Raw genomic sequence first — 15,638 nt, 5'->3', positions numbered from 1 at the left:
TGTGTTTAAAATCGTTTAAAGATACAAAATTCTGCTGAAACAGCCCGGTAAATACAAGGTTTATGCACAAATATTTTGAAGCCCTTACACCGTCATACCGATATCAATTCCTTTGATTTTTCTGTATAGGTCTGTGGCAAAATTATCCGTCATTCCGGAGATGAAATCCAGCACGCCCAGCACTTTTTCGTATGTAGTACCGTCTTTATAATGAAACTGAGAAGGCATCAGTTGCAGGGCTTTTTTATCATAGCTTTTCAGCGCATGTGATTCTTTGCAAACCGGAACCACAAAATGGTCTATAAGTTCGTACATGACATTATAACCTGCATTTTCTATTTCAACCACAGAGCGGTGCCCATAAATGTGATCAATAGAAAAGCGTTCGATTTCCTGCAGTGCTTTATTTTCTTTTCTGTAAAAATCCAGCAATCCGGTTTCCAGACTGCCTTCTAAAATTGATTCAAAATGTTTTATATAATTATGGTAGGCCTTGTTGATGAGTGCATTGATGACTTTTGCGCGCAGGTACGAAATGCGCTCATTCGCATTCCCGATTGCCTCGAGTTTCTCATTGACCCTTGAAACATCCGCATTCTCTGATTTGATGAGTTCTATAAACAGATTTTCTATGTCACCTGTAGATACAATTCCGAGCCTGTGGGCATCTTCCATATCAATGATATTGTAGCAGATATCATCTGCAGCCTCTACCAGCCATACAAACGGATGTCTTTTGTAGATCAGCGGATCCTCCTGTTCTGTTTTCATTCCCACCGATTCGGCAATGCTTCTGAAAGTATCCTTTTCCGTCTGGAAAAATCCGAATTTCTTCCGATGAATAATGCCTTTCTTTTTGCCAATGGCCTCACAAGGATATTTGGCAATACTGGCCAGCGTGGTATGGGTAAGTTGTGTGCCACCGGTATCTTTTCCCGTCTGCTGATGGGTGAGCACCCGGATGGCATTGGCATTTCCCTCAAAATTCACCAGATCTGACCATTCTTTGTCATTGAATTTTGATTTTAAACCACTTTCATTCCTTTCAAAATAACTGGCAATGGCGTCCTCACCGGAGTGTCCGAATGCAGGATTTCCCACGTCATGACATAAACAGGCGGCAGCCACCACATTTCCCAGCTGATGGCGGTAAAAATCCACTGCCACTTCATTCAGATCCGAACAGTACTTTTCTGCGATATAGCGGCCGGCCATGCTTCCCAGACTTCTGCCTACAGATGAAACCTCCAGCGAATGCGTAAGGCGGTTATGGACAAAAACACTGCCCGGCAAGGGAAACACCTGGGTTTTATTCTGCAATCTGCGAAATGCTGATGAAAAAACAATCCGGTCAAAATCACGTTGAAAATCTGTACGGGCAGACTGGGTAGTGCCGTGATTTCCGGTACGGAGGCTGGTGAAAATCTCATTGAGTATCATGCTTCAAAAATAGGCATTTCAGCGCAAAAAAAGTCCCCGTACTTTCGCACAGGGACTGTTTTTAATAATTTTTCTGAAAAATCAGAAATGCAACATTACATATATGCTTCAATAGGCTCACAGGTACATACCAGGTTTCTGTCGCCATAGGCATCATCTACACGGGATACAGAAGCAAAGAATTTGTTTTCACGCACCCAATCCAGCGGATAGGCCGCTTTTTCTCTGCTGTATGGTCTGTCCCAATTGTCAGAAATCACCACCTGCTCAGTATGCGGTGCGTTTTTCAGTACATTATTCTGTGCATCTGCCTCACCGCTGGCAATTTCATCAATTTCTTTTTTGATATTGATGAGTGCCTCGGCAAAACGGTCTATTTCAGCTTTGCTTTCAGATTCTGTAGGTTCTATCATCAGCGTTCCTGCCACAGGGAAGGAAACAGTAGGTGCATGGAAACCGTAATCCATCAGACGCTTGGCCACATCTGCCACTTCAATTCCCAGCGATTTAAACTGACGGAAATCCACAATACACTCATGGGCTACCCGGTTGGATTCATTCTTATATAGAATCGGGAAATGCTCTGCCAGCACTTCTTTCAGGTAATTCGCATTCAGAATGGCATGCTCTGTAGATTTCTTCAGGCCGGAAGCACCCAGCAGTTTGATGTAAGAATACGAAATATTAAGAACCAGCGCAGATCCGAACGGTGCAGAAGAAATGGCATCAATAGAATCCGGTGTTCCGATGCGGATATTCGGATTGCTCGGCAGGAATTTCACCAGGTGAGATGCCACGCAGATGGGTCCCACGCCCGGACCACCGCCTCCGTGAGGAATAGCAAATGTCTTGTGCAGGTTCAGGTGACAAACATCGGCACCGATGAGTCCCGGACTTGTAAATCCTACCTGTGCATTCATGTTGGCACCATCCATATAGACTTGCCCGCCATTATCATGCACAATCTGGATGATTTCTTTAATATTGGCATCAAAGAAACCGTAGGTAGAAGGATACGTAATCATGGCCGCTGCAAGATTTTCTTTGTGCAGTTCTGCTTTTGCCTTCCAGTCTTCCGGATCAATCTCTCCGTTCTCCAAGTTTTTACACACCACCACTTTCATTCCGGAAAGTACAGCAGATGCAGGGTTGGTTCCGTGTGCAGACTGAGGAATCAGTACAATATTTCTGTGGCCGTTGCCATTGTATTTGTGATATTCACGGATGACCATGAGACCCGCATACTCTCCCTGAGCTCCGGAGTTGGGCTGCAATGAAGTGGCCGCAAAACCGGTAATTTCTGAAAGGTCGTTTTCCAGACCGCGAATCATTTCCTGATATCCTGCTGCCTGCTCTATCGGCACGAAAGGATGCACATTGCCCCAGCCAGGCATTGTAATTGGGAACATTTCTGTAGCCGCATTCAGTTTCATGGTACAAGATCCCAGTGAAATCATGGAATGGGTAAGGGAAAGGTCTTTGCGCTCCAGTTTTTTAATGTAGCGCATCAGTTCTGTTTCCGTATGGTATCTATTGAACACCTCCTCTGTCAGGATTTCATCTTTTCTGATGAGTTCTTCCGGAATGGTAATTTCTTCTTTCAGTTCCAGCTTGAATGCCTGCTTGCCAATGAAATTCGCAAATGCTTCTGCCAGAGTATTCAGTTCTTCCAGTGTAGTACTTTCATCCAGTGAAATGCTTACAAAACCTTCTGTGAAGTAGTTCAGGTTGATTCTTCTATCCCGCATCAGTCGTTGCAGGCTGCTTTTGTCGTCTTCACTCAGTTCTATTTTCAGGGTATCAAAGAATGCATCTTCTACCAGATTGTACCCCAGTGCTTTCAGCGCAGAAGCCAGTGCATTGGCCTTATAATGAATCTGATTGGCAATAAACTCCAGTCCTTTTGGTCCATGGTACACACAGTAAGTGCTGGCCATTACCGCCAGCAGTACCTGCGCGGTGCAGATGTTGGAGGTGGCTTTCTCACGTTTAATGTGCTGCTCTCTGGTCTGCAGTGCCATTCTCAGCGCTCTGTTGCCGTTCGCATCCTGAGAAACCCCGATGATTCTGCCCGGCAGATCTCTTTTATATTCTTCCTTACAAGAGAAAAATGCGGCGTGTGGTCCGCCGTACCCCATCGGAATTCCAAAACGCTGGGTAGTCCCCACTGCACAGTCTGCACCCATTTCTGCCGGCGATTTCAGTTTTACCAATGCCATAGGGTCACAGGCTACTGCTACCTGCAGATCCAGTTCTTTATACTTCTTAATCTGGTCTGTATAGTCAATCACCACACCGTTTTTACCAGGATATTGCAAAAGCGCACCATAGAAAGTTTCATCCAGTTCCTGTGCTGCATGATCACCGATGACCACTTCAATTCCCAGGCCTTCTGCTTTGGTAGTAAGTACTGCTACCGTTTGAGGAAGAACCAGGTCTGAAACAAAGAATTTGTTTGCCGTTTTCTTCTGTTCTTTAGTTCTGTTTGAGAAGAACATATTCATGGCTTCAGCCGCCGCAGTACTTTCGTCCAACAACGAAGCATTGGCAAGAGGAAACCCGGTAAGATTAGCCACTACAGTCTGAAAATTCAGCAATGCTTCCAGTCTTCCCTGTGCAATTTCGGCCTGATAAGGGGTGTACGCTGTGTACCAAGACGGGTTTTCCAGAATATTTCTCTGGATGGGTGCCGGCAAAATACTGTTAAAATATCCGAAACCAATATAATGAGTAAAATCCTGATTTTTCTGAGACATGGCTGTAGAATGACGAATCATTTCATACTCTGACAACGGCTCATAAATATTAAGATCTTTGTCTGCACGGATGGAAGCAGGAATGGTTTGTGAGATAAGTTCTTCAATACTGGAAACACCAATCTTTTCCAACATTGCCTTTTTATCGCCTTCATTCATGGAGATGTGGCGACTTACAAACTGCTGTGTATTCATTCTTATAAAGATTTATTTATTGTCGTATATAGATTTGTAAAAATAAGGATTTTTCAGGTTTCAGACAACCATGGGAAACATGATATTCATCGGTTTAAGTTTCTTATTTTGAATTATTCTAATTTAATTTTATATTTGCGGTATGAATATCGGAATTACGCCTTTCAAAATTGCTCCGCTTGCTCCTGCTGCTTCATTTTCAGAAGAAATGTACTGCGGAAAAAAGAAGTGTTGCAAGAAATTTAAAAAAGGAAAACGGTGCAAAAAATGCCCGGGACGCCTGAAGATTTCTTAAAATACACTCAGTAAAAAGTACAGTGCCAGCAATACAAACAGCAGTGCCAGAATAATCTGAACCGCACGGCTCACTTTGGCTTCCCCTTGTGCGGCCGATGTATCCCTTTCCCGGAATAATTTTTCAGTTTCTTCACGAAAACGCTCCCGGTCTCCCGGTGCAACCTGTGTGATGGTAATTCCCTGTACGGCAGTCTGCCGGGTGTGCGAATTGGTCGCATGCAGAATCAGCACAAATTTCCCTTCCTTAAATTCGGTGATTTTAAATGTACGTTCGCCAAAGGCACGTTCCAGCCCGAACGGCAGAATCTTTACCGTGTCTGCATGCATGGTATTCCACTTAATGATGATTTCCTCATCCCTGGCAGCATGAATTTTATTGGCCGTAAAAGACTTGATGACCGGTGCCAGTGAAGATTTTTCATGGCGAAGACCTGCATCAAGACCCGAATCATACGATTTGCGGAGAGCAGGGCTTATGAGTGTTTCATACGCTTCCTGCATCTCCAGAAAACGGGCAGCAAAGAAGACGTCATTTTCATTTTTATCGGGATGGTATTTCATGGACAGTTTGCGGTACGCAGATTTAATCTCCTCCTCCGTCGCATCCTGCTGTATTCCAAGAAAATAATAATAGTTCTTCAAACTGATAAAAATTGTTGGTGTAAAAATAAGAAACCCGAATCACTTCGGGCTTCTTTTATGCTAAAAATTGATGTGCTTACATTCCGATTACCGGCATAGAAAGCATCAGCAGGCTCTCATTTTCTTCCAGACCATCTACCGGCTCTATAATTCCCGGGCGGTTAGGCTGAGACATTTTCATGGTAATATCATCTGAACGAAGAATGGAAAGCATTTCTGTAAGGAACTTAGAGCTGAAACCAATATTGATATCTTCTCCATGATAATCACACGGAACATGCATATCTGCCTTGTTTGCAAATTCGGTATCTTCTGCATGCAGGTGCAGGATATTTCCGGAAAGCTTGAATCTCACCTGGTTGGTAGACTTATTAGACATAATGGAGGCTCTTCTGATGGCATTCAGCAAAAGATTTCTGTTAATGGTTAAAACGTTCGGGTTTTCCTTAGGAATTACCGCAGAATAATTCGGGTACTTACCGTCTATCAGTCTGCAGACCCACACATTATTACCAAAACTGAATTTGGCCATATTTTCACTGAACTCAATCAGCACATCCTGCTCTGTTGATGCCAGAATATTTTTAAAGATACTGAGGGGTCTTTTCGGCATGATGAATTCCATAGGTTCCGCCACCAGATCGGTTCTTTTGTACACCACCAAGCGGTGTGAATCTGTAGAAACGAAATTGGTTTCATTCTCACCAAACTGGAACAAAACTCCGGTCATTACCGGGCGCAGTGAATCACTGGAAGTGGCAAAAAGCGTATTGCTCAAAGCTTCTGAAAGCACGCCTGCCGGGATGGTAACACTCTGCGAAGCATCAAATTCCGGAAGTTCCGGATAATCCTCAGCATTGTCCAGCGCTACCGCGAAGTTATCTTTTTCGTCTAAAATTTCAAGGATGCTGCCATTTCCGTCTTCTGCCTGTTTTACAGAAAGTGTAAAGGGTTGCTCACCAAAAGTTTTCACAAAATCCTGAAAAGTTTTGGCCGGAACCGCCAGTCTGCCCGTTTCATCGGATTTTACTTCCAGCGTCGTAACCAGAGTCGTCTCACCGTCTGATGCAGTGATGTTCAGACTGTTTTCTTCTACTTCAAAAAGATAATTTTCTAAAATCGGTCTCGACTGTGATGTTGAAATCACCCCGCTTACAGTTTGCAGGGCTTTCTGCAATTCTCCACTTGAAACAATAAACTTCATTTGTAAATATTATTTGGACAAATATAATGATTTGGGACAAATTTTAAAAACTATCTTCCATGACTTATCAACAATTTTAATAAAAAACTATCTTTGCTGCACAAGTTCTGCCATGAGAAAACCACCGGTACATAAAAGCTTTCGCCATGCCTTTCGGGGAATTTACCTGATGCTGCGCTCCGAACGAAATTTTCAGCTGGAAATGCTTGCTTTCCTGGTGAACCTGCTGCTCATTGTGGTATTAAAAGTGACCGCAACAGAGGCCGCCATCATCATCCTCACCTGTTTTGCAGTCCTCTCTGCCGAAATTCTGAACACTGCCATGGAGCGCATTTGCGATTTCTGCCAGCCGGAATACGATGAACGCATTCGCTTCATCAAGGATATTGCAGCAGGCGCAGTCCTCATTCTGGCACTGGGCGCCGTCCTCGTTGGAACTCTGATCTACACTCCTTATCTTCTGGGCTAATGAAAAAAAGCACAACACTTTACCGCTAAGGCAAGTATCGTGCTCTATAAATAAAATTCGGGTGATTATTTGAAATAATCTACTCCGTTTTTGAAAATATTATGATAATTCGCTGTCGGAATATTGCGCATCAGACCTTCTGAAAAACGTTCCGGGTGGCCCATTCTGCCAAATATTTTTCCGGACTGCGAGGTCACTCCTTCAATTCCGAAAAGAGAATTATTAGGGTTGAACGGCATTCCGTGAGCCACATTTCCGTCCGGATCAATGTACTGTGTGGCAATCTGACCATTTTCATACAGTTTAATCAGCACTTCCTCTGAGGCAACAAACCTTCCTTCTCCGTGCGAAATCGGAATGGTGAACACCTGATCCTTCATGCCTTTCAACCATGGAGAAGCATCATTCAGCACCCGCACATCCACCATCTGTGAGATATGTCTTCCTATCGCATTGTGTGCCAGGGTAGGCGAATGTTCATCCAGATCACGGATCTCACCATACGGTAATAATCCGGATTTCACCAGTGCCTGGAATCCGTTGCAAATCCCGAGAATCATTCCGTCGCGAGCCAGTAATTCATGCACCGCCGCCTTCATTTTCTCATTCTTCAGTACATTCACAATGAATTTGGCAGAGCCATCCGGTTCATCACCCGCAGAAAAACCACCGGAGAAAACCAGAATCTGTGACTGACTGATTTCTGAAATCCAGGCATCCAGACTTTCATTCAGCAGCCGGTGATTCAGATTGATGAGGGGAAGACTGCTCACCACTGCCCCTTCTTTTGCGAATGCATTCTGAGTTTCATATTCACAGTTGGTCCCCGGAAAAACCGGTGCAAAGACCCTCGGCTTTGCAATACCATGCTTTTTAATTTCAATGGTTTTATAATCTACCGCATTGAATTTACATTTGATATCAATTACGATTTTCTCCTTTTCGCGCGTAGGGAACAAATCCTCAAAAGTAGACTTCCATATTTCAAGTAAATTTTCAATAGAAAACTGCAATTGATTTATAGATAAGTATTTACTATCATTTACCTCACCTATCAGTTGAATATTTTCATGATTCAATTCTTCTGAAGATTCTATGACCAGAGAACCTATATTTTTATTTAGCAGCAACGCCTCATCGGCAGTCACATCTGCACCCAGCCGGTTTCCAAAACTCATTTTTGCAAGCGCCACTGCTACCCCTCCGTCTTTCACAGTTTTCACAGATACGATCTTACCATTCCGGATCTGCTCTGTAATGTAGCCAAAGATTTCTTTTAAGGAATCATAATCCGGCATTCCGTTTTCCTGAGGAATATGACGGAAAACATACAGTTTATTCCCTGCCGACTTCAATTCCGGTGAGATGATATTTTTCTTTTCTCCCGGTGCACATGCGAACGAAATCAGCGTAGGCGGCACATTCAGATCCTGATAAGTGCCACTCATGGAATCTTTACCTCCAATCGCCGCCAGTCCCAAATTCATCTGCGCATCATACGCTCCCAGAAGTGACGCCAGAGGTTTCCCCCATTTCTCAGGCTGACTTCCTAATTTTTCAAAATACTCCTGAAAGCTGAGTCTGATCTTATGATAATCACCGCCCATGGCGACAATTTTGGCCACACTTTCCACCACGGCAGTTGCAGCACCCACCATAGAGTTGCGGGACGAAATTTCCGCATCAAATCCCCAACTGGCCAGGGATACAGTTTCTATATCTCTGGCATTCAGTACCGGTAATGTCTGCACGCTGCCTTCCATTTCAGTTTCCTGATACCTTCCACCAAAAGGCATGGCCACGGTAGTCGCGCCCACAGATGCATCGAACATTTCTGCCAGTCCCTTTTGCGAGGCCGTATTTTTATCTGAAAGCAGATTCAGAAAGTTCGCCTCACTGAATGTTATATTTTGATTCTCAACAGTTTGCAAGTGAGATACTTCTGCTTGTTGTGTCTTGGCACAACCATTGGTATCCAGAAAATTTCTGCTCAGGTCCACGATTTTTTCGCCTTGCCAGAACATCTGCATCCTGCCGGAACCAGTTACTTTCGCAACTTCCACCGCACGGATGTTTTCCTTTTCACAAAACCGGATAAACAGATCTTTATCTTTGGCCTCAATCACGACTGCCATTCTTTCCTGAGACTCCGAAATGGCAAGCTCAGTACCATTCAGTCCGTCATATTTCCGCGGCAGAATATCGAGATTAATTTCCAGTGAATCCGCAATTTCACCAATGGCTACAGAAACGCCACCGGCACCGAAGTCATTTGATTTCTTGATCAGTCTGGTTACTTCAGGATTTCTGAAAAGCCGCTGTATTTTTCTTTCCTCCACCGCATTTCCTTTCTGAACCTCGGTAGAGAGAGTATGAATTGAGGTTTCGTCCTGTTCTTTTGAACTTCCGGTAGCACCACCTACTCCGTCTCTTCCGGTGGCACCGCCCAGCAGGATCACCAGATCACCATTTTCCGGTTTTTCACGGCGTACCCAGTCTTTCTTCACGGCACCCACTACAAATCCTACTTCCATGCGCTTGGCTTTGTATCCCTCATGGTAAATTTCATTGACGGATGTCGTGGCCAGACCAATCTGGTTGCCATAGGAAGAATAGCCGTTGGCCGCTTGTCTGGTAATGGTTCTTTGAGGCAATTTCCCCGGAATGGTTTCAGAAACAGGCTCCAGGACATCTGCCGCACCACTGAGTCTCATGGCCTGATATACAAATGCTCTTCCCGACAATGGATCGCGGATGGCCCCGCCCAGACAAGTGGAAGCTCCCCCGAACGGTTCAATTTCTGTGGGGTGGTTATGGGTTTCATTTTTGAACAGCAGGTACCATGGCTCTTTCTTACCGTCGAATTCCGCTTCTATTTCTATGGTACAGGCATTGATTTCATCAGACACGACCAGATCCTCCAGATTTCCAGTTTTATGGAAATACCGGGCACATACCGTAGCCAGATCCATAAGTGAAACCGGCTTGGCTTCCCGGCCCAGAAATTTTCTTTTTTCCAGATAATCGTTGAAAATACGCTCCAGCGTTTCCTTAAAGGCACCCCGGAACTCAATACCGCTAAGTTCGGTCTCAAAGGTGGTATGACGGCAATGGTCACTCCAGTAGGTATCCAGTACCCGTAGTTCGGTCTCAGTAGGGTTTCGGTTTTCGGTTACAAAATACTGCTGAATAAATTCCAAATCGTCCAGCCCGAAGGAAAAACCATTTTGGTTATAAAAATCTTTCAGTTCATCTGCTGAAAAGCCGGTGAATCCTTGGTGGGTGATGACCGGTTCGGGCGTTTCTTCTGCCGGAATTTCCAGGATGTTCAGGTTTTTCTCCTGCGATTCTACCTTGTTAATCAGCAAATCTTTGATGATTTGAAGCTCTGCGTCCGAAACTCCGGTTACTTCAATGAGTTTACCGCTTCTTACTTTGGACTGTTCATTTCCGGTAAGCAATGCAATGCACTGCTGAGCAGAATCGGCACGCTGGTCATACTGTCCGGGTAAAAACTCGGTGGCAAAGTGCAGATTTACGGCCGGATTTTCATGATGCAGAATATCGGTTACCGGATCTACAAAGGTGTTGAAAATCACCTGATTCAATTCTTCTTTCTCCGTTCCGAAAACATCGTACACATTATACACTTTTACGTTTTGTACACCCGGAACTGAGCTTTTTATTTCATCAAAAACCTTTGGACTTTCCACATCGAAAATTCCTCTTTTTTCTACGAAAATTCTTTTATTCATTTTTATTTTTCACTCAGTATGCACTGAAGATTTATATTAACCCATTAAAATTGCAGCCCGGAAAGACTGCAAAAATTTTTAAACTTTCAAATCGGCTTCCAGTCCGATCAGTGATGAATATTTATCCAGAATTGGCTGCGCTTCATTGGCGACAAATTCTTCTGTTTGCACCGGTGCGAAACCAATGAAATTTTTAGGATCCAACACTTCCATGATTTTGGATTTATCCATTTTCAGGGACTGGTCATTCATGATTCTTTCAATCAGATCATTTTCCTTGCCTTCCATTTTCACCTTCTTGCTGGCCTCCATGGAATGTACACGGATGATTTCGTGAATTTCCTGGCGGTCACCACCGGCTTTTACCTCTTCCATAATAATGTATTCGGTAGCCATAAAAGGCAGTTCATCCATGATATGTTTGTGAATTCTGTTTTCATACACCACAATACCATTCAAAATATTATTCCAGATCAGCAGGATGGCATCTACAGACAGAAAAGCCTGCGGAATGGTAAGCCGTTTATTGGCAGAATCATCCAGGGTACGCTCAAACCACTGTGTACTGGCCACCATGGCAGAACTGGAAGAAAGAGACATCACATATTTTGCCAGAGCACCAATTCTTTCGGAACGCATGGGATTTCTTTTATAAGCCATAGCCGAGGAACCGATCTGATTTTTCTCAAAAGGTTCTTCAATTTCCTTGAGGTTCTGCAATAGTCTGAGGTCATTGGTAAATTTATGTGCAGACTGGGCAATGTTTGAAAGCAAAGCCACTACTTTAGCATCAATTTTACGGTCATAGGTCTGGCCACTAACGCCAAAGACCTTTTCAAACCCAAATCTGCGGGACAATTCCTTATCCAGATGTTTCACTTTGGAATAATCGCCATTAAAGAGTTCTAGAAAACTTGCGGCAGTACCGGTAGTTCCTTTTACTCCGCGGAAGCGAAGTGTTTCCAGAAAAAACTCGAGTTCTTCAAAATCCAGAATCAGTGACTGCAACCACAACGTAGCCCTTTTTCCTACCGTAGTAAGCTGAGCAGGCTGGTAATGCGTGAATCCCAGGGTAGGTAAATCCTTGTATTTCAAGGCAAAATCTGACAGATTCTTAATAACATTGACCAGTTGCTTTCTGATGATGAGCAGACCATCGCGCATCTGTATGAGGTCGGTATTATCTCCCACAAACGCCGAAGTCGCTCCCAGGTGGATAATTCCCTTTGCCGAAGGAGCCACATCTCCATACGCATGCACATGAGCCATGACATCATGCCGGAATTTTTTTTCATATTCGGCAGCTTTGTCATAGTCAATGTTTTCTGCCTGAGCTTTGAGTTCAGTAATTTGTTCATCACTGATTTCCAGACCCAGATCTTTTTCAATTTCTGCAAGGGCGATCCACAATTTCCGCCAGTTTCTGAATTTGTTGTTCGGAGAAAAATTGTAGAGCATTTCCGCACTTGAATAGCGTTCTTCAAGAGGATTTTTGTAGGAATTCATTCTTTCTTTTTACTTTTTACAGCCACAAATTTACAGATTTTCAGCGAGATTTAGAGACTAGTTTTCTATAAAGTTAAGACCACCTCATTAACCGTACAAAACAACAGTATCCGGTACTCTGCCACGCATTATGGCATTCCCGCACCGGCTTTTTGGCAACACCGCAAATGAAAAACGGCAAATTTTTCGTTAATTAGCATCATTAAACGACAAACGGAAGGCTTGGCTTAATTTTTGAGCCTGCCACAACAGCAATTACCATTAAAATGAAAAAAATTATCTTAGCTGCCGTACTCATTTTCAGTGCAGGCGCATTCGTCACCACTACCACAACCTCCTGTACTACCCTGGCCACATCTGACCTGGGGCTTGCCGTGATTAAAAGAGTACTGACAGGCGGCGTGAATAAAGCTTCCGGCATTTTCAGCAACAAACAGGCGTTTCTTCAAAATGATCTGATTCTGAAAGCGTTACCAGACAACCTGCGAAGCGTTTATAATACACTGGACCGGATTGCCCCCAACCTGACCACAAAAGGCAAAGAATATGTGGCAGAAACCGCCGCTTATACGGTTAATATTTCCACACCGATTCTGAACAACGCCATCAACAACCTGAATACCAACGATGTAACCAGAATCATGCAGGGCGGAGACGGAATTGCCACCCAGATTTTGCGTGAAAAAACTGAAATTCAACTGGTACAGGCCATTATGCCCAAAGTTGATGAAAAACTGAATGAATTCGGGATTGTACGCACCATCAATACGGCATTGCAAGGCAACAGTCTGCTGGGGAGCCTTTTGGGCAACCAAAGTTCTACCGGAGCAGCATCCAACAGCCTCAGTAAACTGGCTTCTGAGCAAATGGTAAACGGCATCTTCTACATTATGGCAGATTACGAAAACCAGAACCGCAGCAGTATTCTGGGAGCCTTCAACAGATCCGGGCAGTAAATATAATACCAGAGACCGGCTGCCACACAGAGCAGCCAGATTTTATAACAGAAAGACAAAGCAATATGAATCCACTATATAAGGATACCGACGGTCTTAATAAAGATGAATTTTACGAATCACTCAGAACAAAACTGGAAGAGAACCACGATTTTCCGGAAGATTACCTGTATAAATTCATTTTTCCCAATGAACATACCAAACTTACGGAACTGTATCAGATTTTTGATCAGATTAAGTACACCATTTCTACCCGTGAAAGCAAAAACGGAAAGTATATCTCCGCCAGCATCCTGGCTTTTGTGCTAGATGCCAACCAGGTGATTGACTTGTACAAAAAGGTAAGCACCATAGAAGGTGTGGTGATGCTATAACTCCAAATACAGGCACCGTGAAAATTCTGATATCCGGAGGAACCGGTCTGGTAGGCACTGCGCTGGCAACCGAACTGCGCAGCCGGGGGCATGATGTGAATATCCTGGTACGAAAGAAAAGTCCACTGCCGCATCATTTTCTGTGGAATTATGAAGAAGACTATCTGGAAGACGGCGCGCTGAACGGTGTAGAAAGCATCATCCATCTGGCGGGAGCCAGCATTGGTAAACGCTGGACCCCACGGTATAAAAAAGAACTGAAGGACAGCCGCATCAAAAGTGCAGCATTCTTGCATCAGCAATGCAGGTTGCAGAATCTTCAGTTAAAGTCTTTTATTTCCGCTTCGGGAATCAATTACTACGGAACCTTCACTACAGAGGAGATTTTAACTGAAGAAATGCCGGCAAGGCGCAATGATTTTCTGGCAGAAGTCTGCACAAAGTGGGAAAATGCAGTGCATCAGTTTAAAGATTCTGCAGAGCGAATTGTCATTTTACGAACAGCACCGGTTCTCTCGGCCCGTGGGGGAACTCTGGAACCTCTCCAGAAAATTGCACGCCTGAATCTGAGTTCTGCCATCGGTAAAGGGACACAATGGTTCAACTGGATTCATCTTCAGGATATGGTCAATATGTATGTGCAGGCAGTGGAACAACCACAGTTCAATGGAATTTACAATGCAGTAGCAGATGACATTCCCAATAACCGTGATTTCATGAAAGCGCTGGCGCACAGCATGAACAAATGGTTTCTGCCGGTCAGTATACCGGCGGTCGTGATGAAAACAATATTGGGCGAAATGAGTGAAATCATACTGGAAGGAAGCCGGATTTCAAATGAAAAAGTGAAAGCTGCGGGATTCCGGTTTCAATATCCGGATCTGGAGCCAGCACTTCGCCAACTGATGCAATAAGAAGGCTTATTTCTCAATGAAAAACCTTACATTCTCCAGCGGTCTGCCTATCATGGCCACAGAATCTTTAATGAGAACCGGACGCTGAATCAGGTTCGGATGTTTTACCAGAATCTGAATCCATTCATCTTCAGACAGTTCTTTTCCGGCAAAATTATCCTTGAAATAAGGATCATTTTTTCTGATGAGCCCGTGCACATCTGTATTTAGTTTTTTCAGTACGGTACGGAGTTCAGCCTCTGAAAGAGGATTTTTAATGATATCAATAATTTCGAAGGCCACATTGTTTTCATCCAGATGCTCCAATATCGCTCTGGATTTGGAGCAGGAATTATTATGAAGAACTTTTATCATGCTTTCAGATTTTAATATGGGTGTAAAAAAAAGTCACCGGAGCCCTGCCTGCGGATCAAAATGATTCGGTTTTAAAACAAACCGTGCAGTTCTGCCTCAATTCTTTCCAGAATATATCCGAAATCCTCCGGTCTTTCCACAAAGTCAAGATCATCTACTTCAATAATCAGTAACTTGCCTTCCCGGTAACCAGAAATCCAGTTTTCATATTTCTGATTCAGTTTGGTGAGATATTCTATAGAAATTGAGGCTTCATAATCCCGGCCTCTTTTGTAGATTTTTTTCACCAGATTCGGAACATCGGACTTCAGATAAATCAGCAAATCCGGTGCCGAAACAAAACTCTTCATCAATTCAAAAATTGAAGAATAGTTTTGAAAATCCCGGTCGGTAAGCAGTTTCATTTCATTCAGATTTTCCGCAAAAATATGAGCGTCTTCGTAGATGGTTCTGTCCTGCACAATGTTTTTGCCGCTTTCCCGGATTTCTTTCACCTGTTTGAAGCGGCTTCCCAGGAAATAAATCTGCAGCGCAAAACTCCATTTGTTCATATCTGCATAAAAATCCTCCAGATAAGGATTGTGATCTACATCTTCAAACTGGGCATCCCAGCCGTAATGTTTGGCCAGCATGGTTGTTAATGTGGTTTTTCCTGCGCCAATGTTTCCGGTTACCGCTATATGCATTTCCTAAAATTTACTTTAAAAGTTCAATAAATATGCTTGCCGAATCATCCGCTTCAGTTTGAAGCACAGGCTTTCCTTTTGAATACAACG

12 protein-coding genes are annotated in these 15,638 nt (G+C 43.7%); 4 read left to right on the top strand and 8 right to left on the bottom strand.

From position 1 onward, the window contains the following. Positions 1-84 precede the first annotated feature (84 nt). The 4 genes from dgt to dnaN form a co-directional block, all read right to left on the bottom strand. Positions 85-1,440: a dGTP triphosphohydrolase gene (dgt, locus tag LKO26_RS04025; protein ID WP_227586557.1), complete on the bottom strand. Its 1,356-nt coding sequence runs from the start codon at positions 1,438-1,440 to the stop codon at positions 85-87. Positions 1,441-1,535: 95 nt separating this feature from the next. Continuing rightward, the gene (gene gcvP / locus LKO26_RS04020) at positions 1,536-4,391 is read right to left on the bottom strand and encodes an aminomethyl-transferring glycine dehydrogenase (RefSeq protein ID WP_227586556.1); all 2,856 of its coding nucleotides are present in this window, start codon (positions 4,389-4,391) and stop codon (positions 1,536-1,538) included. Between the two features lie 291 nt (positions 4,392-4,682). Beyond that, positions 4,683-5,330: a J domain-containing protein gene (locus LKO26_RS04015; protein WP_227586555.1), complete on the bottom strand. Its 648-nt coding sequence runs from the start codon at positions 5,328-5,330 to the stop codon at positions 4,683-4,685. 76 nt (positions 5,331-5,406) lie between these two features. After that, positions 5,407-6,534 carry a DNA polymerase III subunit beta gene (gene dnaN, locus LKO26_RS04010; protein ID WP_227586554.1) on the bottom strand — a complete coding sequence of 376 codons (1,128 nt, stop codon included), beginning with the start codon at positions 6,532-6,534 and terminating at the stop codon, positions 5,407-5,409. Positions 6,535-6,646: 112 nt separating this feature from the next. Between dnaN and LKO26_RS04005 the strand changes: the two genes are divergently transcribed. Further along, a complete protein-coding gene (locus tag LKO26_RS04005) occupies positions 6,647-7,003 on the top strand; it encodes a diacylglycerol kinase family protein (RefSeq protein ID WP_227586553.1) in 357 nt (118 codons plus the stop codon). Between the two features lie 65 nt (positions 7,004-7,068). Here the strand turns inward: LKO26_RS04005 and LKO26_RS04000 are convergent, their stop codons facing one another. Next, positions 7,069-10,758, bottom strand: coding sequence for a phosphoribosylformylglycinamidine synthase (locus tag LKO26_RS04000; RefSeq protein ID WP_227586552.1), 3,690 nt, complete (start codon positions 10,756-10,758; stop codon positions 7,069-7,071). Between the two features lie 78 nt (positions 10,759-10,836). Next, positions 10,837-12,264: an adenylosuccinate lyase gene (purB, locus tag LKO26_RS03995; protein WP_227586551.1), complete on the bottom strand. Its 1,428-nt coding sequence runs from the start codon at positions 12,262-12,264 to the stop codon at positions 10,837-10,839. Between the two features lie 266 nt (positions 12,265-12,530). On the opposite strand from purB, the gene LKO26_RS03990 reads away from it, so the two are divergent. The 3 genes from LKO26_RS03990 to LKO26_RS03980 all read left to right on the top strand — a co-directional run bounded on the left by LKO26_RS03990 (position 12,531) and on the right by LKO26_RS03980 (position 14,508). Then, positions 12,531-13,220 carry a DUF4197 family protein gene (locus tag LKO26_RS03990; RefSeq protein WP_227586550.1) on the top strand — a complete coding sequence of 230 codons (690 nt, stop codon included), beginning with the start codon at positions 12,531-12,533 and terminating at the stop codon, positions 13,218-13,220. A 65-nt stretch (positions 13,221-13,285) separates the two neighbouring features. Then, the gene (locus LKO26_RS03985; protein ID WP_227586549.1) at positions 13,286-13,594 is read left to right on the top strand and encodes a DUF493 family protein; all 309 of its coding nucleotides are present in this window, start codon (positions 13,286-13,288) and stop codon (positions 13,592-13,594) included. A gap of 17 nt (positions 13,595-13,611) precedes the next feature. Beyond that, the gene (locus LKO26_RS03980) at positions 13,612-14,508 is read left to right on the top strand and encodes a TIGR01777 family oxidoreductase (protein ID WP_227586548.1); all 897 of its coding nucleotides are present in this window, start codon (positions 13,612-13,614) and stop codon (positions 14,506-14,508) included. A gap of 6 nt (positions 14,509-14,514) precedes the next feature. On the opposite strand, the gene LKO26_RS03975 is transcribed toward LKO26_RS03980, so the two are convergent. Next, on the bottom strand, positions 14,515-14,862 hold the full coding sequence (locus tag LKO26_RS03975; protein ID WP_227586547.1) for an ArsC/Spx/MgsR family protein: 348 nt from the start codon (positions 14,860-14,862) through the stop codon (positions 14,515-14,517). 71 nt (positions 14,863-14,933) lie between these two features. Beyond that, positions 14,934-15,548 carry a deoxynucleoside kinase gene (locus tag LKO26_RS03970; protein WP_227586546.1) on the bottom strand — a complete coding sequence of 205 codons (615 nt, stop codon included), beginning with the start codon at positions 15,546-15,548 and terminating at the stop codon, positions 14,934-14,936. Positions 15,549-15,638: the final 90 nt, after the last annotated feature.

Origin of the sequence: Chryseobacterium sp. MFBS3-17, assembly GCF_020687745.1 — a bacterium.
In the GTDB taxonomy this organism is placed as follows: domain Bacteria; phylum Bacteroidota; class Bacteroidia; order Flavobacteriales; family Weeksellaceae; genus Marnyiella.
This window is presented reverse-complemented; position numbering and strand designations above follow the sequence as displayed.